This window comes from Maribacter sp. HTCC2170, from assembly GCF_000153165.2.
Taxonomy (GTDB): Bacteria; Bacteroidota; Bacteroidia; order Flavobacteriales; family Flavobacteriaceae; genus Maribacter_A.
Genome location: NC_014472.1, coordinates 2,500,923 through 2,521,558 on the forward strand (window position 1 = coordinate 2,500,923; position 20,636 = coordinate 2,521,558).

A 20,636-nucleotide genomic window follows, 5' to 3' on the forward strand; every position below is an offset into this window, starting at 1 on the left:
ATTATATGTTAGTAGAATTCAATACATTACCAGAATCGTCAAGAGTTTGGATATATCAAGCTAATCGTAGTTTTTCAACTGAAGAACTTCAAGAATTGGGTCAGGAGCTGGGTTCATTCATACAAGAATGGACAACGCATGGAAGTGATTTAAAAGCTGGTTATGAAATTAGATACAATCGTTTTATCATATTGGCACTTGATCAAAGCGAGACTTCAGCTTCAGGGTGTTCAATAGATGCCTCGGTACATTTTATACAACAATTGGAAAAGAAATATGACGTAAAGTTGTTAGACAAAATGAACGTGTCGTATAAACAGGGTGAATACATCGCTTATAAACCATTGGTTGACTTTAAAAAAATGGCAAAGCAAAAGGCTGTTTCCCCAAAAACAATTGTCTTTAATAATTTAGTTACGAACAAGGGTGAATATATGGAGCATTGGGAGGTTCCTGCTTCAGAAAGCTGGCATAGTAGATTTATGTAAAAACCTTTTTGGTATTGTATTTGAATAATCTTTGTTCTAAACTTGTGGGAATTTTATGAAATGCAATATTTTTTTTGCCTTTAAGTTATCTCCTTAGACTATTCCAATATGCGCTCATATAGCATTATTCCATTGTTTTTATTACTTGCTCTTTGTGTAAATGCGCAACGCAATCCATTGGTGGCGAGTGATAGTTTGGCGCAGAAAACTTGGGTCGATGCCAGATATGATGAAATGAGCCTGGATGAAAGGTTGGGGCAGTTGTTTATGGTTAGTGTTGCTTCGAATCAGGATAAATCGAGTACTGATAAAGTCAAAGCCTTAATTCAAGAACATCATATAGGAGGTATTATTTTTTCCACGGGCGGCCCCGTAAGACAAGCGAAGCTTACAAACACCTATCAATCTGCTTCAAAATTACCTTTAATGGTAGGGATGGATGCTGAATGGGGACTCGCCATGCGATTGGATTCTACTTACGCCTTTCCTTGGAATATGACCTTAGGTGCGATAAAAGATAATTCAATAGTAGAAAAGGTAGGACATCAAATTGGAGTACATGCAAAACGATTGGGGGTTCATATAAATTTTGCTCCAGATATAGATATCAATACCAATCCTCTAAATCCAATTATAGGAAACCGTTCTTTTGGAGAAGATAGGGATAATGTTGCTGATAAAGGGGTTGCGTTTATGAAAGGCATGGAAAGCGCAGGTGTACTTTCTAGTGGAAAACATTTTCCAGGTCATGGGGATACAGCAACAGATTCGCATTATGCCCTGCCATTGATAGATTTTTCCAAGAAACGATTGGATAGCCTTGAGCTATACCCTTATAAAAAATTGATAAAAGCAGGATTGAGTAGTGTGATGGTAGCTCATTTAAACGTTCCAAGTTTAGAAATAAAAAAAGAACTGCCATCATCTTTGTCCGAGCAGATAATTTCGGGCATTTTAAAAGAAAGAATGGGTTTTGATGGATTGGTTTTTACCGATGCATTGAACATGAAAGGAGTTACTAACCATGGAAAGGATGGAGATGTGGAACTTGCAGCATTTATGGCAGGTAATGATATTCTTTTGATGCCTACTGAGGTTGCCAAAGCAAAGGAAAAGCTGCTCAAGGCAATTAAGCGTGGTAGAATTTCGGAAGAGCGGTTGTCAAATTCAGTCAAAAAAATACTTTTAGCCAAATACAAGGTGGGTTTAAACAAGTATAAGCCTATTGATATCAATAATTTATATGAAGACCTGAATGCTCTGGAGAGTGATCTGGTCTATGAAGAGGCAATTGAGAATGCAATTACCGTGGTAAAGAACAACTTTTACCTTATGGGTATAAAAAAGTTGGAGAACAAGAAAATCGCTTACGTTAAGTTTGGAGATGATGATAGCCAACCTTTCATAAATGAATTGAATAAATATGCCAAGGTAACTCAGGTCAATGGTAAAGACATTACCACTATTAAAGATAAGTTAAGAGACTTTAACCTTGTAATTATTGGCCATCATAAAAGCAATGATAGTCCATGGAAACCATATAAATTTTCAAAAAAAGAACTTATTTGGTTGGAAGAAATTGCTAAGGAAAGAACGTCAAACGTTATCCTATCGGTTTTTGCCAAGCCTTATACTTTGATAGATGTTGATTCTTTCAAGAACATTGACGGCGTAGTAGTTGCGTACCAAAATAGTGAGATCGCCCAACAAAAAACGGCTCAATTGATATTTGGGGCAATAGGCGCTAAAGGAGTGCTACCAGTTTCTGCACATCCTGATTTTCCAGTAAAAACAAGTATGCAGATAAGTTCTTTGAAACGGCTTGGTTATAGCATTCCAGAGCGTGTTGGACTCAGTTCCGGTAAATTGGCAGAGGTTGATAAATTGGTAAATAATGGGTTGGATTCATTGATGTTTCCTGGAGCACAGGTTTTGATAGCGCGAAAGGGGAAGGTTGTTTACAATAAGGGATTTGGAAAACCTACCTATAAATCAGAGGAAAAGGTCACCCCAAAGCATATTTATGATTTAGCGTCAATCACCAAAATTTTGGCTACGCTTCCAGTTATCATGAAAATGGAAGAGAACGGCCAAATTGCCCTGAATGATACTTTTGAGGAATTAATACCGGAATATTCCGATACAGAATTGAAGAATGTTACTGTATTGAAGGCTTTATCTCATTATGGGAGATTACCAGCATGGATAGCATTTTATGTCAGCACTTTAGATAAAAAAAGGAAACCATCCTCTGAATTTTATAGAAATGCCCCGATTGATGGTTTTTCAATCAAAGTTACAGACAATCTTTTCTTAACTGATGCTTATAGAGATTCAATATACAATAGAATAGGCCGACAGGAGCTAAAATCAAATCGTTATAGGTACAGTGATGTCGCTTACTATGTAATGAAAAAATATATCGAAAAGACCTATAATGAACCACTCGATAAATTGGCCACTGATTTTTTGTACAAGCCCATAGGTGCTTTTCAAACAAGCTATAATCCATTGGAAAAATTCCCAAAGAACAAAATAATACCTTCGGAAGAAGATAAATATTACCGATACCAAAAGGTGCAGGGCTATGTTCATGACATGGGCGCAGCCATGCAAGGTGGAGTAGGGGGTCATGCAGGTCTTTTTAGCAATGCCAATGATGTTGCAAAAATTATGCAAATGTATCTTCAAGGGGGGGATTACGGTGGAACTCAATTTTTAGACTCAAGAACTATCAAAAAATTCAACACCTGTTATTTCTGTGATAAGAATGTTAGACGAGGAGTTGGTTTTGATAAACCCCAGTTAAGGGATAAAGGGCCTACATGCGGTTGTGTTTCTCGAAAAAGTTTTGGACATAGTGGATTTACCGGTACTTATACTTGGGCCGATCCAGATGAGGAGCTTGTTTATGTGTTTTTGTCCAACAGAACTTACCCAACCGCTTCAAATACCTTATTAGTTAAATCTGCGTTAAGAACAAGAATTCAACAGGCTATTTACGACGCTATAATAAATTAAAAAGTAGTTTTGTATTAATGAAGATAGCAATAGTTTGTTACCCAACTTTTGGAGGTAGTGGTGTAGTGGCCACAGAATTAGGGATTGCACTGGCAGACAGAGGTCATGAGGTCCATTTCGTAACCTATCGTCAACCCGTTCGGTTAGACCTTTTGAGCCATAGAGTACATTTTCACGAAGTTCATGTTCCTGAATATCCCTTATTCCATTATCAACCCTATGAACTGGCTTTGTCGAGTAAGTTGGTCGATACAGTTAAATTGTTTGGAATAGACCTACTTCATGTGCACTATGCTATTCCACATGCCTACGCCGGCTATATGGCAAAGAAGATGCTTGAGGAAGAAGGAATTAATTTACCAATGATTACGACACTTCACGGTACTGACATTACTTTGGTAGGGAAACACCCATTTTATAAGACGGCAGTAAACTTCAGTATTAATCAATCAGACGTTGTAACTTCTGTTTCAGAGAATTTAAAACAGCGTACGCTAGAGTTTTTTGATATTAAGAAAGAAATTGAGGTTGTACCTAATTTTATAGATAAAAAGAAATACAGCACATCGTTCACAGATTGCCAAAGGTCTTTGATGGCAGAGGACAATGAAAGAATAATCACTCATATAAGTAATTTTAGGGCTGTTAAGCATATTCCCGATGTGATACACATTTTTAATAAAATACAACAGGAGATACCCGCTAAATTGGTAATGGTGGGTGAAGGGCCCGAAAAAGAAAATGCTGAATTTCTGTGTGAGCAACTGGGAATCATGGATAAGGTACATTTTCTTGGAAACAGTAATGAAATTGACAGAATTCTTTGTTTTTCCGATTTATTCTTGTTACCGTCTAAATCTGAGAGTTTTGGTTTAGCTGCATTGGAGGCAATGATAAACAGAGTCCCCGTTATCTCAACAAATGCAGGCGGTATTCCAGAGGTTAACAAACAGGGCATAACTGGTTTTTTAAGTGCTGTAGGTGATGTTGAAGATATGGCCAATAATGCCTTGAAAATACTGAAGAATGACACAGTTCTTAATGAGTTTAAGGAGAATGCTGCTAAGGTTGCTCTAACATTTGATATACTTAATGTACTCCCACTGTACGAAACAATATATTTAAAAGCCTACGAGAGTCAATTAGAAAAGAAAATTCGCTGATATGAGGTATTTGTTCATATTCATCTTGTTAATACTCAACTCTTGTAAAGGACAGAAGGAAGTAACAACGAATAAGGAAAAATCGGTCGGAGAAAACGACGATAGGATTACCTTATTGGTTCAGGACAATTACAGTGGATCAGATATTCCTGAAAGTATCATTATCAAGGATGCCAAGTCATTAAAAAGTTTTTATTCTAAAATAAACAGGACCCGAAAGCCAGGGCTTCCTGTACCTGAAATTGATTTTACACAGGAAATGATTTTGGTATATTCTAGTGGTAAGATGACATCAAATAAGAAAATGGAGCTTACTTTTAAGGATGAAACAATAGACCAATTAGTATTAGAAATCGAAATCAAAAAATTAGACGTTGATTCAAATACTTTTATCAATCCTTTTGGAGTATATAAATTGCCTCTTATAAAGAAGAAAATAATAGTTAAATCATTTAAGTAGAGCTCTAAGTAGTTGTTAAATAACTCATTCTACCGAATAAATGGTTGTTTTGAACTACTTTCTTGTAGAATCATACAATTGGTTTTAATTTTACAATTCATTTAGACCCAAAATCTATTACTTATGAAAAATCATACAATATTTGTGATGGTAATGATATTTCTTGCCACACCAAAAATCTTTTCTCAAGAGGAGGATTTACAATTAACTTCAAAAGATAGCATCGTTAAAAGTTCTTGGGTAATCGGAATTGGATTCAATGCCGTCGATGATTCAGGTGATATGTTAAATCAACTTTTGGATGTTTCAGATGAGTGGAATATTGTTCCATTTCCATCTCGCTTAAATATTGGTAGGAACTTTTCGAATGGTATGTCGGTTGAGGCAATAGCTAGTTACAATAAGTATAAATCAGGAAAGGTCGTAGATAATATAGTATTATCGGAAGATATTGATTATTATGCGATTGATACAAGGGTAACTTATGCATTGAATAAGATTTGGGGTGGATCCAAGTGGTTTGATCCTTATATGGGTGCAGGTATTGGGTATACAGATGCCAATAATCATGGTAGAAGTACAATGAATGGTATAATTGGTGTTAAAACTTGGTTTTCAGATCGTTTTGGGTTGGATTTCAATTCCACGGGAAAATGGGCTATGAATACCGAAAAGGCTTCCAACCATATACAACACGCAGTAAGTGGGTTATATCGTTTTAATGTTAAAAAGGGGCTAACAAGAAAAGGAGAGAAAAAGTTGGCTTTGATTCAGGAAATGGAAAAGGAGCAACAACGTGTTCAAGATTCTTTAGCAAATGAGTTAAGAATAAAGGAAGAAGCTACCCTAGCGCAACGCTTAGCTAAGGAAAAAGAAAAAGCCCGTTTGGCGGCAATTGAAAAAGCAAGAATTGATGCTGAAAATCAAAGAAAACAACAATTAGAAAATTCAATTAAAGAATTGGGATTAGTGTACTTTGGATTTAATTCATCCTACTTGAATAAAAATTCCAAGTCGGTTCTTGGCTTATTGGCTAATCTATTAAAAGAAAAACCTAGTGTACATCTTAAAATCACTTCACATACCGATTCCAGGGGCGCATCTGATTATAATAAATGGCTTTCTGAAAGAAGGGTTGAAAGGACTAAGAATTATTTGATGTCTATCGGAATAAGTGAGAATAGACTTGTTGCTGAAGCATTTGGAGAAGAACAGTTGACGAATGAATGTGGTGATGGCGTAAGGTGTTCTGCTGAAAAACATAGGAAAAATAGGAGGTCGGAGTTTGAAGTGACAGAGTATTAGATAAAAAACCCCATAGATAAACTATTATTAAATAAACCCAGAGCAATGTTCTGGGTTTATGTTTTTTTATATTTGAAATGCTGATTCATTTAACAATTGATTTTGAGATTCAATCATTAGTATTTTATTAATAATTGGATTCTGATAGGCTGTTTGCACAATATAATCAGATGTTATAACTATGCGAGTATTAGACCTTTTTTTCAACGTATAAATGGTTTTCTCTTCCAATTGTACAAATGATTCCGCCGATGTTGATTAAGCGAAATACAGTCCCTAACTATTTTAATTTTAAAATAATCTGTGACTTAGTATTCTTTGAACTTTTTAGAGGTATAAAATCTTTTTAAAAAGAAACAATATTTGAGCAAAATCCTATAGTGTTAACTTGGTCGGAGAACATTAATTCTGTTATATATCAAGCTTTTAATCATTTCCTTCAAACGCCTCTGTCCCGGCCTGTCCTGGAGTGAGAATATCATCAGATTTTATAACCTTTAAAAATGTAAGCCACAAAATTTTACAATCCAATAGAAAAGAAATGTTTTGAACATACCATATGTCATATTCAAATTTTTGCTTCCAAGTAATGGTATTTCGACCATTTACTTGGGCCCAACCGGTTATGCCGGGACGAATTAAATGTCTTTGCTTCTGTTCATGATTATAATGCTTTAAATATTGAACAAGCAAAGGTCTAGGACCAATAAGGCTCATATCACCTTTTAGAACGGAAAACAACTGTGGTATTTCATCAAGAGAAGTTCTTCGAATAAAATCACCAGTTCTCGTTATTCTATCCTTATCTGGTAAAAGTTTTCCTTTGGCATCCGTTTTGTCGTTCATGGTTTTAAACTTGATTATCGTAAAAATCTTTTCATTTTTCCCAGGACGTCTTTGGTAAAAAAAAGGTTTACCCTTATTACTAAAAGAAAGAATTACAGTAATAATTAGGATAATTGGCGATAGAACAAGTAAACCAAGAAAAGAGGCTATAAAATCTATTAATCTTTTAATAATTGATTTGTACATTAACTAAGATAGTTTATTCATAAAAATACATATATAATCAGGATAAATTGTGAAAGAATCAATATGTAGTACTAAAGTTGAAGACTCTATATAGCATTAATAAATTCCCATTATATCAAAGTATTGAGAAGCTAATTGAACTTATACCAGCACAATTATGATACAATCAGCTTATATTCTTCTAAAACTGCTTTCCAAACAAAGTTTCTTTCGAATCTTGATGCAATCATCTGCCTAGCATTTGCAGCCAATGTGTTGACTAAGTTACGGTCTGTTACAAAAGTCTTCATATTTTTATGTAAGGCAGCTTCATCCCTTGAAGGTATAATTACACCGTTTTGGCCTTCAGTAATTATTTCATTGCAACCGTTGATATCAGTTACAATAGAGGGTAATCCCATTGCACCAGCCTCCAAAACCACATTAGGGAAGCCTTCTCGATAACTAGGAAAGACTAAAGCATCAGACATGGCTAAAAATGGCCTTACATCTTTTTGCGGTCCCACATGTATAATGTCCTTGTGATTTTCTATTTTATGCAATATGTTATCGGGTATTACATCTGATTCCCCTTTTAGGGGGCCTACCAACAGCAATTTAACATTGGTTTGAGATTCCGCTAAATTTTCGAAGGAATTCACCAGTTCGTTGATGCCTTTATCATTGACCAATCGCCCGATAAAAACGAAAACAAAATCAGTAGTAGAAACCCGATTGTTTCTTCTCATACCTTGAATCTTTTCTTGGTCAAAAATACTGGGGTCAAAATATTTTAAATCCACACCTTTAATATTACCATGTCCTATGACTTTCAAAGGTTTTTTTGTGACCTTGAAATTTAAAAGATCATTTTTGACTCCGTTACCCTCAGGGAAAATATGGGTAGAATGAAAACAAATTAGTTTATCAAACAACAACAACAGCCACTTCATAAAACCACTACGCGTCGGAAATATCAAACCGGTAAAAGTATGTATGCGCCGAGGCACCTTAGCATAATAGGCTGCAACCATAGATAAAAGACCAGCTTTAGGCGTAATTGAATGCACCATAAAAGGCTTTTCCTTTTTAAACAGTCTATACAGTTTGTAAAGTGAAACCATGTCTTTAAATGGATTGATATCCCGTTCAATATTGACCGCCACCGTACGGATGCCCTCTTTTTCCTCTACATGTTGTAATGCCTTGCCATTTGATGCCACACCTACTACTTCATAATACTGATTAAGAAACCTTAGTTGACCAGTAAGTAATCCCATCAATGATTCTGGAATGGCAGCTGTGCGTATTAGTTTTTTTTTCATGACTGTTTTGTGTTTCATGTCTGGAGTTCTATCGTAGAAATCTCAAGAATATGTTCGCGTTTGAAATCTTGAGCACGTTTGCACACTTTATATCCGCAAGATGCAAGATGTTTAGGCTCTCTTTTATTAATTGAATAAGCCGAACAGTAATTAATTGACCATTTTATAAAATCAGATAGGAAGTTTACTTGTTAACGATGTCATTGTTTCGCTTTCAAAATTATACTCTTTATTAAGCTTCTTGTAGTGCATGAAAATAATTTTCAATATTTTCATATTTTTATCTAAATTCTTTCCAAAATTGTGTGGGTGCCACCAAAGATGATAAAGATGGTCATTTTTCGCAGCATGGGTCATAGCGTTTTTAATTCTTCTTATTTTAAGTGTTTCTATGAAAGATAGCCTGGGGTTATAAGGTCGCAAAAATCTGGACGAAGGTAAATTAAGACATTTTCCTTGATCTCGCCTCAACTGTTCAACAGGGTATGTACTACTTCCAAAAATATTCAAGTAGCTATCCAACAACCGTAAGCCTCTTATTATGATTGTCGGCAAAAATTTATTTGGATTATATGCCATCCCAACTTCCCTTCCTCTATATGAAGTGATACCGTGTTTTATGCAAGTATTTAGATAGGAAAGCTTTACTTGGTTTCTAGGAAATACTATACTTTTTATTTGAATACCTTTTGCTTTTGCGATTTTTTTTGCAGCTTCTAAGTCTGCATCAAATTGTTCTTCTGTTTGACCATTTTCATTGCAGTAATAATGCGAAAAGGTATGTGTACCTATTTCATGTCGCTTATCGGACGAAATTTTGTTTAATATATCACTCGCAAAGTAAAAATTATAAGTCTCCAGGTCTTTGGATATAGTTTCCAAAAAAATATATGGATTTAATTTTTTATTATCATAACTAGGTTGTAGTTCTGGAATATAGTCTCGTAAGTGCTCTTTGTCTTTAGCAAACAAAAAGCCTACAGCAGAGAAGGTTAACCTGACATTATGGTCATTACTCAATTTTATCATTTTATAGATAGCCTCCTTGGTATTTCTAAGATTCTCATAATAGTCGTTGACTGAAAGTATATCAAATACACCCCAATGGAGTTCAAAATCGAGAGATATGACAAGTTTTCCGTTCATTTAATTTTATTAAAAATTCGATGGTATAAATATGTAGTTATTGTAGGGTGATAGTACAATTTGCTTTCTGAAACGCGCGGTTTAATTTTCAGATTATTTGTTTCTATTGCTAATATTGCTTCATTGACACAATGTAACCCCTCAAGTAATTGTAGGAAAGGATAAGTACAAAAATTATCATTTTTATTGGGTATTATTGTCCTCTGACTTATAACTCCACCAGTGTCTATTCCAGGGTCTATTAAATGTACCGTTACTCCACAATTTTTCGCATCATTGTTAGCTAAAGCCCAATAACCACCATGTACACCACGATATTTAGGGGTAATTCCCGCATGGATGTTTATCATTGGTGCTTTTAAGCCATCAATTATATGCTTCTTTATTATTCCAGTGCCGCAAACCATTATAACATCGGGCTGTAAGTTATTGACGTGATCAATAACCAAAGAATCGTTTATGGAGCTTGGAAGGTATAGATCATTGTAGTTTGATAGAGATTTTATCTTCAATTCAGACAAAATTTCATTTTTTCTTGTTTTAGCTTCCAAATTTAGAAGAGGAACAAACCCCTTTTGGAAGATGATTTGTAAAAAAACTTTGAGAATTCCTAGTTTCTTAATTCTTCTCTTTATCATTTTCATTGCCCAACCACGAGGAGCGGAATCCAAAACAACTCCTATCAAGGTATAATTTTTTTGTAAATAAGTATACATGATATTTCCCCATTCACCATTTGAAGTTAAAAGCACTATTTTGGTGTCTTTCATACTTGAATTTTACATTAATAATTAAACTATGCTTATCATTTTGTATTCTCAACTAGCAGAGTCATTTCATAGGCATTTAGAATAGTTTCCTTGTCAAAAACCTTTACACGGTTTAATACATTTTCTTTACAAGAACGTAAATAATCGTGATTTTGCATAAAATGATGTAATCCTTTTTGTAGAAGATGTGAATTTTCCACCGGTGCAAGAATGCCATATGGCGTAACCATAATTTCATTGTCTTGTTGATCATTAAGTTCCATTATTTCATCAGGACCAGATTTGCAATTAGTTGTTAAAATAGGGAGGCCACAGGACATAGCTTCCAATAGGACATTTGGAAAGCCTTCATGGTTAGATCCAAAAATAAAGAGATCGGCACCTTTTAGGTATTTATAAGGATTGGTTTCAAATCCCATTAAGAAAACTCGTTCTTCCAAACCATTTAAGGTTATCTCTTTTTCTAGTTCTTGTCTTAATTCTCCATCTCCTAAAATATAAAGCCTTACATTATCTAATGATTTTACGGCATGTATTAACAATTTTTGATTCTTTACCTTTTCTAATCTACCTACACTAATAGTGTTAAAAAAACTAGGATCGAAAAAATTGTCAATAGGGGAGATAGCATTTATTTTTTTCAGATCTATTGGGTTATAAATGACTTTTGTTTTGGTAGGGTCAACATTAAAATTTTGAACTAAATCTTCTTCACTAGCTTTAGCATTACTTATGACCAGATCTGCTCTTGGATACAACTTTTTTACCAAAAAGGTATTGACTTTACCTTGCATATCTCCATAGCCATATTGTAAACTAGGGTAATTACGCTCACTAACCATTAGTTTGAATGAATGCTTAGTAAACCAACGTGCCATAATATTAATATAGCAAGATCTTGTTAAGAGACTAAAAGAGTGTGTGATATGAAGCCGCTTCAATAAACGAGCATACTTCCATGCTAACCACGGCAGTTTTAAAAATTTAAATATTCCTGGTTCATCTCCTTTGGATTTCTCTATATAATAAACAGGAACATCTTCTGGAATTACGTAGCCCAATTTATCATTCATTAGCACAAGTACTACCTCTCGACCCTTTTTTTTTAAATAAGGGAGCAAGTAGGACATTACCCGTTCCGCACCACCGTTTGAAAAGGAATATATGAAAATGGCTAATTTATTTTTTTTTGCTTTATCACTCATCAATTATATTTAGGAAAAAGGACTCGTATTCATTTAGGATTATTTCTTTTGCAAACTTTTTAAATACTGATTCTGAAACTGATGTAGGATCAAAAGAAGGTAGATTGTTTAGTCGTTCCAAAAACTCTTCCTCGCTATTTACCAAATAACCGTTAATTCCATTTTCAACTATTTCCTTGGTGCCCCCAGGAACGTCAAATGCCAATACTGGCGTTCCGACAGCACAGCTCTCCAGTAAGGAATTGGGAAAACCTTCAGATAGAGACCCTTGTAGAAAATAATCATTTTCGCTAAGGTGAACGGCTACTTCATTGGTAAACGGAATATGCTTTATGTTATCAGTAAGTCCCAATCTTTCTGCCTCATTAAAAATCTCATCTTTCAAAGGGCCATCACCAATAATTGTATAAACAAACGGCACCTTGATTTTTGATAAGATTTTGATAATTCTTTGATGCCCTTTAATCCTTGCCAACCTTCCTACTGTAACAAATTTATATACTTTGTTTTCAGTAGAGTTAAGTACTTGCTTTATCTTGAAATTATCTGTAATCGGATTCTGAATGACTTTAATTCGACTTTTTTCGACATTAAATTCTTCGATACAATCATGGGCCATATCTTGCGATTGGCAAATGACATAATCTAATCTCTTTAAAACCTTTTCTAAAGGGACAGAAAACAATGATTTTTTATATTCATGATTTTGGTGAAAACTTACTTTGGAAATTCCTGCTTGTCTCCCAACAAATACAACACCTCTAAATAAATAGGAAATATAACTCAGAATTGCATTAAGGTGTAATACCGTGCCTAAAACAATTTGAGGTTTTTCTTTTCTTATAGTTTTAATTAATGCGGGTATAGAGTATAAAACACGTTCCTTTTGAAGGAATGTGGTGTTTATCTCAGAAATATCATAGGCTATATTGTTTTTTGACCCGATTACAATAAGTTTGCTTTCAAAAAATTCAGAGTTTAGATTCCTGGCCAGGAAGCTAATGACTCTTTCCGCACCACCGGCCATAAGGTTAGGTATAATAAATAAAACTTTGATTTTTTTCGGCATTACTATTTTAATTTTAATTCATTGCCCAGTTTTTCATCCCAAATTTTAGGTAAAATAGGCCTAAACCCACCATCATGGTGGAATGTCAATTCTCCAAAGAAGAGCTTATCGTCTACGTCATACCAGTCCACTCTTACATAAACGAAGTCTTCGGCCAGTATTTCAGAAAGCTTAATCATTTCATCAAGTGACCTGGGTTTTTCAACATCTATTTCACTTGGGTCAGTAAATTTCCCATTCTCCTTTGGAGAAGACCATTTATAGGGTTCTCTTTTCCAGTCGGCCGAATACCAATTTCTATGATGTTCACTGGTGCCACGCCCCATATCAACACTAATCATTCGAACCTTGCCATTAAAACAATGCACTTTGTAGTCAAAAGGTATGTTACCATTTTTATCTTCTAACAATTTTTCAACAATAATCCTAGGTTGAATGTTCTTGTATTGCCATTCTTTAGAACGTAGATAATAATTGGTTTTCAGTCGATTTTCAAAAATGTTTTGAACTTGCTCCCAATTTATTTCATTTTTGTTCTTAACAAATATTCCACCACCACTATCATGATTTGTTTTTATGATGAAGGGAGTTTTTGAGAGATTTTCAGGTAATATTTCTTTTGGGTTAAATGTCTTAAAATATAGTGGAACCAAATAATTATCACCAATTTTACTGGCTATGTATTCTCGAACTTTATATTTATCAGTGCATTGCGTATGTAATGGTGTGCGGTCATAAAGCTTTAACCAATTGATTTTTTCATTTAAGGATTTGGGGTTTTTTAAATTTAAAGAATAACCCATGTGCCATCTGAACTTTATTTTAACAAATTGCTTGTCGGGAATAGTAATAAAAAATAGATGTTTTAGTGGTTTAAGCACCCTTAGTTTTTCCAAAAAGTCTGTAATGTTCAATTTTGAGTATTTTGATATTGAAAACATTGTATTTAATAATCCGTAATCTTCAAACGTCAAATAATATCTTTAAGTATGGGGAACACGGTAATGACGTAGTTTTATGTATAAGTACATTGACATGAATACAATGAAGTAACTAGTAAAATAAGTATGGCTTGCCATTAGGGCCAGAATTAGTACCAAACACATATAAAGAATTTCTGGGTATTGCTTAAAAATTTTGAGGCTGCATACCAGTAAATAGATATAAACCCCTAAAAAGAGAAAGAAAGGGATTATACCTGCTTCCCCAATAACCAATAAAAAACCATTGTGGGCCCCTGGTAGATTATTTTCCTTTGTTTGAAAGGATCCAAAACCATGACCTAAAAGCGGTTTTTCTGAAATTAGTGGATAATACTGTGCCCAAGTTGCTGTCCTACTATCATGTTTTATTGTTTTGGTTTTTACCGGACCCTCATCAAAAAAACTACTAAGTGCTTCAAAACGATCCGCAGCGAATATTGTACGATCTGTAAAAGTCAATACTAGAACCAAAACAGCAGCTCCAATAAAGGGGACCCAAACATTTCTTTTTTGACGATAAATGGCAAAGATATTTATGAGTAGCCATACTACTATAAAGGTTCTTGATAAAGTTAAAAGTCCGGCGAGGGTAAAAGCAAATTGTCCCATATACCTCCATTTTATAGATTTTATGGAATATGAAAGTGCAAAACCTATTAGACATACTGTACCGGCCGAATTAGGATTTAAATAAAAACCACTATATCGACCTATAACCAACCCATGAATCATATTACTTTCAGGGAAGACCATAGCATTGACCACAACGCTAAAAGCCCCAACAAGAGCTAGATAAAAAATATCTCTATGTTTGGTACGTTTCAATACCTCAGGGGCACAAACAACTAAAATCATGAATCTAAGAAATTCCTTTAAAAAATAATTGCTTGGATCATACTTCACGTAGTTAACCCCCCCGAGCGTAAAATATAGAATACCTAATAATAAAAAAGGAAATAAGGGTCTAGACCATGATTTCACAAACACAAAATAGACTATAAGTAAAAAAGATGTCAAATAGCTAGCTGCCGACCCATAACTAGGGCCAAAGTAGACAAGCATATAAGCCGGCATATTGCCAATTATAAGGAAAAGTATTAAATATCTTAATAAACCTAGAATCATTTTAATTTACCCTTGCTGTAATAATTATTACAATCAATTATTTAATGCCTTGGACACTCCTTAGGTTAAGATGACTTCTGCACCAAGTTTTGCATCCCAAGTTTTTGGTAAAATGGGTTGCATACCACCATCATGATGAAAGGTTAATTCACCAAAGTACAATTGCCCATCCACATCATACCAATCTACACGCACATAGGGAAATGGAGTTGCCAAAACCTGTGAAAGTTCTATCATTTTTTGTAGAGTTTCTGGCTTTCGAATTTCTTGATCAGTAGGGTCTGTAAAGACACCATTTCCTTTATTTGCGGACCACTTATAGGGTTCCCTTTCCCAATTTGTATTGTACCAATTTCGACAATGTTCCTCAGTTCCCCTTCCCATATCAACTTGGATCATTCGTACTTTACCATTAAAACAATGTAACTTATAATCGAAAGGTATTTGACCCTTTTTATCCAACAATAATTTTTCGACAATAATTCGCGGTTTAATGTTCTTATATTGCCATTCTTTTGAATTCCAATAATAGTTTCTGGCCATCCTTTTTTTTAAGTTCTTTTGAACCTTTTCCCAGGGCACATTATTTTTATCATAAACAAAAATACCGCCACTGCTGTCATGATTGGCCTTGATTATGCATGGAGTGTCGGGTAAATTTTCTGGCACAATATCTTCAGGATTAAAAGTATCATAATAAAGAGGAACCAAATATGCTTCATCTATTTTTTCAGCAACATATTTTCTTACTTCGTATTTATCCGCGCATTGGGTGTGTAAGGGAGTCTTATGGTTCAGTTTTAACCACACTATTTTTTCATTAAGTGTTTTTGGGTCTTTTAGATTAAGTCTATACCCATGTTTCTTTTTAAAACGAATCTGTTGATGTGTTTTATCAGGAACTAGCCAATATCTTAAGGTATAGTAAACGTATCTTAAAATATACCCAAACAAAGTCTTATGATATATGTAATTTATAAATTTAAGCATAGTATGGGTAGATTAGTATAATAATAAATATGTTGAACAATACCTTCAAGAGTCCAACATTTTTTAATAGGATGTATAATTAATGGAAAAAACAAGCAATTCATAATCTAAATTGAAAAACAATCATTCTTAAACATTTAGATTTTTAAGAAATAATAATCTTTTTATAAAGTGTTGTAAAAGAAAAATGCTCTAATAATCAATGTTGGGTTATTTTCATAGATTATTTATCGTGGTAAAATTAATTGAATTAATTGACTAAGTAAATTATATAAGATGAAATTGATTAAAAGTGGGATAATAGTGAAATTTAGGTCAGATAAAACTATAGCACTTTAATTTACTTATCCAGATGAAATACTTGTTAAGAATTAAAAGTAAAATAGAGCAAGTATAATTGCTCAGTTCAGTAAGTAGTATTATAATAAAATGTGCATTACTAGTTTATTAAAAAGTTGAAGCAGAATACATTCCGCGAAATTAATACTATTTTGGCTATTGTTTTTATACGTTGCAATTTGTTGTCATTTATCGTATTTCTTTATAACGGTTATAGGATTTCCACCAGCAATTACCATTGAAGGAATATTCTTATGAACAACACTATTGGCCGTAATTATGCTTCCTTTTCCAATAGTCACACCTGGTAAAACAATTACACCTGTTGCTAACCAAACATTATCTTCAATAATAACCTCTTTACTGCTTCCTCTCGTATTTATTCTGTTCGATGTATTTGGAAATGAAATGTCGTGTCCATTCCCATCAATTATCTGACAATTTGCAGCAATTAAACAGTTTTTTCCAATACTGATTTTTTTGTAAGCATGGATACAACTCCCGTGAAAACGTGTATTGTCGCCAATCTCAATAATTGCATTAGGTCTATCTGCAATCAATTTACAAGGATTAAACATATTTACATGATACCCTTTGTTTTGAGAGTTTATTAATACGTTATCACCTATTATCAAAGTTGCATTTTCATGAATATCTAATAAAGGTTTTTTTTCAAAAACAACTTTCCCCCTCAATTTTATATTAGCGCTTTTCAAATGATAATGAAGTAATTTACTCTTTAAGAAGTAGAATAATTTTTTAGGTGTTATTTTCATTTTTTCAAGTCTTGTTCTAATTGCCGCTAACTAATGGAAAAAGGTAAACTCATATGAAATTTCATATATAGTAAAATTAAATGAATTGATTTACTAAGTGAATTATATAGGATGAAATTGATAAAAAGTGGGATAATAGTGTATTTTAGGCTATAAAAACAAAATCACTTTAATTTACAATCCTAGATGAAATATTTGTTAAGATTTAAGAGAAAAGTAGAACATAGAATAATTGCTCCATTAAGCAAGTTTTTCTATAATAGAATCCTTTACAAGAAGATTAAAAAGTTAAACAATGAGCGGCGGTCTAGGGTGCTCGAAAGTGAACAGATTAGGAGGATAAATTCTGTTTACCAAAAATATTGTAAAAAAAAGATAAGTGTTCAATGGCATAGATTTTATACTTCTTGCAATCACCATTTTGGGGCAGATTATATTCCAGAGTCCCTGTTTTATACAGAAATTGAACCCTGCCTAAATAATAAGACTTATATACCTGCTTTGTCCGATAAAAACCTACTCGATTTATTGTTTGAGGATGTAAAGCAGCCTATTACAGTCGTTAAGAATATAAACGGCTTGTTTCAGTCAGATGATAAAATCATAAGTATTCATAAAGCAATGGAGTTGTGTAACAATGTAGATGAAATGATCATTAAACCTTCTGTAGATTCTGGTGGGGGCAAAAACGTTCGAGCTTTTACAGGTTCTAATGTTGGAATCGATGATGGCATATGGATTCAGCAACTATTTGACGGTTATAAGAAAGATTTTATAATTCAAGAACGTGTAACTCAACATCCTCTGATGGCTCAGTTTAATACAACTTCTTTAAATACATTTCGTGTATGTACTATACTAGATAATTCAGAAGTTCATTTGTTGTCTACTATTATCCGCATGGGACGTAATGGTACCCTCACCGACAATTCCTCAACAGGGGGTATTTCGTGTGGTGTAGATTCCGAAGGCAATTTAAACCCAATTGGATTCCAGTTATCTGGGGAGGAATTTCATCAGGCCGATAATGGATTAATATTTGAGAGTGTACAATTACCTTTTATGGATAAAATAAAAAGTACTGTTATTAATTTACACCAAAAAATTCCTTTTTTTAGAATGATTTCTTGGGATTTAGCCATTGATGATAAATCGGATATAGTTTTAATTGAAATTAATGTTTGGGGTCAGGATATAAACTTTCATCAACTTAATAATGGCCCGGTATTGGGCAAATTGTTGCCTTTATGGTTAAGACTATCAGAATCAGATTAGCGTAAAATTACCTTATTGATTAATTCATCCCATTTTTTTGCAACATTGTGAGATTCTAGGTGACTAACAGCAGTGGGTGCTTTATTTGAAAACTCTTTAATTAGGGTTTGATTATTAATTAGACTAGCCAGTTTTTCTTCAAAGGCATTTTGGTCGCTTAATGGTACTAAATAACCATTTATACCGTCCTGAATTAACTCAGAAGGTCCTGTAGGGCAGTCTGTGGATATACATGCAAGACCGAGGTGCATGGCTTCTGTCAAGGCATTGGGAAAACCTTCAAAAAGGGATGGAAAAGCAAATATTTTGGCCTTTTGATATAACTCCGCAACATCTTTACGAAGTCCCAATAGCTCAATTTTATTTTCCATATCAAGGTCAATGATAAGCTGCTTATAAAACGCTTTTTCGGAACCTTCACCTACCAATTGTAATTTCCAATTGTTAGGGTTTATTTTCGCAAAAGTGCGGATCAGCATTTCTTGCCCTTTTTGCTTGGTTAAACGGCCAACATTCAGGACTATATTTTCCTTTTTTGGTTCGGAATATCTTTTTTTTGCCTCCGTTAAAGAATCAGAAAGTGGATTGGGTAGAATAATCAGTTTTTGCTTCGGAATCCATCTCAAAAAAAACTCAAGTATAGGTTGGGTTTGTACTACTAGAATATTTGCTTTGGGATAAACAATTTTTCTGAGCTTTTTCCGAATGGTTTTAGTTTGCGATTTCGTTGGGTCGATTCGTTCACTTATAATCGTGGGTATACCTAAAGTTTTACCAGCTATGACTGTCAAAATATTTGTACTTGTCATAAACCCTATCAATAACTTTATGTTATTTTTTTTAACAATTTGCATAATTCTTCTATAGAGTAGGTAATTGTTTTTGAGTCCTTGCCATCTATTAGTACTAGGGGAAATTGTTTTTAAACAGGGAATTACTTGTATACGTGAATCTAATTCATAAAACGGTAAAATTTCGGTAAAGGTGATGATTGTAATTTCATATTTACCTACCAATTCATTACTTAATGTACTTACTACTCTTTCTGCTCCACCAGAATATAAAGATGGTATAACAAAAGCTATTTTCGACTTAACCAAGAATCAAGGATTTTTTATATTAAATAATTTGAGTTCGCTGCCCAAATTATTATCCCAAATAGTGGGAACAATAGGTCTAAAACCGCCATTATGGTGAAAGGTGAGTTCTCCAAAATATAATCTTCCTTCATTTATATACCAATCAACCCTCAATAACGGGAACCCAGAAGAAAGAAATTCAGACAATTCCTTGATTTTATCAAGATTTTCTGGTTTTGGAACATCTTCTTTGCTTGGATTGGTTTCCTTGTCATTCATTAGTTCTGAAGTCCATTTGTAAGGTTCCCGTTCCCAAGATGCATTGTACCAGTTTCTATAATGATTTTCTGTACTTCTGCCAATATCCACATTTATCATTCTTACTTTCCCATTAAAACAATGTACTTTATAATCGGCTGGAGTATTCCCGGATTTATCCAACAATAACTTCTCAACAACAATCCTTGGAGCGATGTTCTTATATTGTCGTTCTCTTCCATCCCAGTAAAAGTTTTCTGATAGATTCCAACGTAAGGTAGACTGAATTTGAGCCCAATTATGGTTAGCATTTTTATCCCTTATCATTATACCCCCTGAACTGTTATGGTTGGTTTTAATGATACATGGATAATCAGGTAAATTCTCAGGTATTATATTTTTTGGATTAGTCGTGGTATAAGCCAATGGCACTAAATAATCTTTGCCTAATTTTTCTTGTATAAAACTTCTTACGGCATATTTATCCGCGATTTGAGTAGCCAAAGGGTGGGTGTAATAAAGCTTTAAAAAGTGAATTTTTTCGTTTAATGTTTTGGGGTTATCCAAGTCTAAAGGATATCCGAATTTTTTTTTAAACCTTTGTTTGGTAAAGGCTTGTGGTGAAAGATACTTTTTATGCAAAAAGAATTGGTAAAATCGAGCTACTGGCCTTAGTAAATAAAACCCCCAGTACGTATTTTTATAGTAAAATGTAATGACTTTTTTCATAAAAACTTCAGTTAGAAAATGTGAAGATACATGTTCAATCCTGAAATTTAGAATGAATTAGACCAAAGTCTTAAATCTTTTGTTGTACTACAAAAGGGAAGGCTTAATTAAGCCTTCCC

General features: G+C 33.8%; 18 protein-coding genes. 6 read left to right on the plus strand and 12 right to left on the minus strand.

Annotated elements, in window-relative coordinates; translation table 11 throughout:
- Window positions 1-5 precede the first annotated feature (5 nt).
- The 5 genes from FB2170_RS10980 (at window position 6) to FB2170_RS11000 (ending at window position 6,437) form a co-directional block, all read left to right on the plus strand.
- Window positions 6-488, plus strand: coding sequence for a hypothetical protein (locus tag FB2170_RS10980; RefSeq protein ID WP_013306626.1), 483 nt, complete (start codon window positions 6-8; stop codon window positions 486-488).
- A 108-nt stretch (window positions 489-596) separates the two neighbouring features.
- Complete coding sequence (locus FB2170_RS10985; RefSeq protein WP_013306627.1) at window positions 597-3,509, plus strand: glycoside hydrolase family 3 N-terminal domain-containing protein; 2,913 nt, start codon at window positions 597-599, stop codon at window positions 3,507-3,509.
- A 17-nt stretch (window positions 3,510-3,526) separates the two neighbouring features.
- Window positions 3,527-4,672, plus strand: coding sequence for an N-acetyl-alpha-D-glucosaminyl L-malate synthase BshA (gene bshA, locus FB2170_RS10990; protein WP_013306628.1), 1,146 nt, complete (start codon window positions 3,527-3,529; stop codon window positions 4,670-4,672).
- Between the two features lies 1 nt (window position 4,673).
- Entirely contained in the window at window positions 4,674-5,132 is a 459-nt protein-coding gene (locus tag FB2170_RS10995; RefSeq protein WP_013306629.1) for a hypothetical protein, read from the plus strand.
- A gap of 123 nt (window positions 5,133-5,255) precedes the next feature.
- Entirely contained in the window at window positions 5,256-6,437 is a 1,182-nt protein-coding gene (locus tag FB2170_RS11000; RefSeq protein WP_013306630.1) for an OmpA family protein, read from the plus strand.
- Between the two features lie 426 nt (window positions 6,438-6,863).
- Here FB2170_RS11000 and FB2170_RS11005 read toward each other — a convergent pair whose 3' ends face one another.
- The 10 genes from FB2170_RS11005 to FB2170_RS17575 all read right to left on the minus strand — a co-directional run bounded on the left by FB2170_RS11005 (window position 6,864) and on the right by FB2170_RS17575 (window position 17,176).
- Window positions 6,864-7,469 (minus strand): sugar transferase, encoded by a 606-nt coding sequence (locus FB2170_RS11005; protein WP_013306631.1) that lies wholly within the window; start codon window positions 7,467-7,469, stop codon window positions 6,864-6,866.
- A 155-nt stretch (window positions 7,470-7,624) separates the two neighbouring features.
- On the minus strand, window positions 7,625-8,773 hold the full coding sequence (locus FB2170_RS11010; protein WP_041633180.1) for a glycosyltransferase family 4 protein: 1,149 nt from the start codon (window positions 8,771-8,773) through the stop codon (window positions 7,625-7,627).
- Between the two features lie 171 nt (window positions 8,774-8,944).
- On the minus strand, window positions 8,945-9,919 hold the full coding sequence (locus tag FB2170_RS11015; protein ID WP_013306633.1) for a polysaccharide deacetylase family protein: 975 nt from the start codon (window positions 9,917-9,919) through the stop codon (window positions 8,945-8,947).
- The gene (locus FB2170_RS11020; protein WP_013306634.1) at window positions 9,916-10,689 is read right to left on the minus strand and encodes a formyl transferase; all 774 of its coding nucleotides are present in this window, start codon (window positions 10,687-10,689) and stop codon (window positions 9,916-9,918) included. Before FB2170_RS11020 ends, FB2170_RS11015 begins: the two co-directional genes overlap by 4 nt.
- 35 nt (window positions 10,690-10,724) lie before the next feature.
- Entirely contained in the window at window positions 10,725-11,894 is a 1,170-nt protein-coding gene (locus FB2170_RS11025) for a glycosyltransferase (protein WP_013306635.1), read from the minus strand.
- A complete protein-coding gene (locus FB2170_RS11030; protein ID WP_013306636.1) occupies window positions 11,887-12,963 on the minus strand; it encodes a glycosyltransferase in 1,077 nt (358 codons plus the stop codon). Before FB2170_RS11030 ends, FB2170_RS11025 begins: the two co-directional genes overlap by 8 nt.
- Window positions 12,964-12,965: 2 nt before the next feature.
- The gene (locus FB2170_RS11035) at window positions 12,966-13,904 is read right to left on the minus strand and encodes an ATP-grasp fold amidoligase family protein (protein ID WP_013306637.1); all 939 of its coding nucleotides are present in this window, start codon (window positions 13,902-13,904) and stop codon (window positions 12,966-12,968) included.
- A gap of 42 nt (window positions 13,905-13,946) precedes the next feature.
- The gene (locus tag FB2170_RS11040; protein ID WP_158306092.1) at window positions 13,947-14,801 is read right to left on the minus strand and encodes an O-antigen ligase family protein; all 855 of its coding nucleotides are present in this window, start codon (window positions 14,799-14,801) and stop codon (window positions 13,947-13,949) included.
- 330 nt (window positions 14,802-15,131) lie between these two features.
- On the minus strand, window positions 15,132-16,061 hold the full coding sequence (locus FB2170_RS11045) for an ATP-grasp fold amidoligase family protein (protein WP_013306639.1): 930 nt from the start codon (window positions 16,059-16,061) through the stop codon (window positions 15,132-15,134).
- Window positions 16,062-16,585: 524 nt separating this feature from the next.
- The gene (locus FB2170_RS17575) at window positions 16,586-17,176 is read right to left on the minus strand and encodes an acyltransferase (RefSeq protein WP_013306640.1); all 591 of its coding nucleotides are present in this window, start codon (window positions 17,174-17,176) and stop codon (window positions 16,586-16,588) included.
- A gap of 186 nt (window positions 17,177-17,362) precedes the next feature.
- Between FB2170_RS17575 and FB2170_RS11055 the strand changes: the two genes are divergently transcribed.
- The gene (locus FB2170_RS11055) at window positions 17,363-18,451 is read left to right on the plus strand and encodes a sugar-transfer associated ATP-grasp domain-containing protein (protein WP_013306641.1); all 1,089 of its coding nucleotides are present in this window, start codon (window positions 17,363-17,365) and stop codon (window positions 18,449-18,451) included.
- On the opposite strand, the gene FB2170_RS11060 is transcribed toward FB2170_RS11055, so the two are convergent.
- Window positions 18,448-19,551, minus strand: a complete 1,104-nt coding sequence (locus tag FB2170_RS11060) for a glycosyltransferase family 4 protein (RefSeq protein ID WP_013306642.1) — start codon at window positions 19,549-19,551, stop codon at window positions 18,448-18,450. The genes FB2170_RS11055 and FB2170_RS11060 overlap by 4 nt on opposite strands.
- 3 nt (window positions 19,552-19,554) lie before the next feature.
- Window positions 19,555-20,517 carry an ATP-grasp fold amidoligase family protein gene (locus tag FB2170_RS11065; RefSeq protein WP_013306643.1) on the minus strand — a complete coding sequence of 321 codons (963 nt, stop codon included), beginning with the start codon at window positions 20,515-20,517 and terminating at the stop codon, window positions 19,555-19,557.
- Window positions 20,518-20,636: the final 119 nt, after the last annotated feature.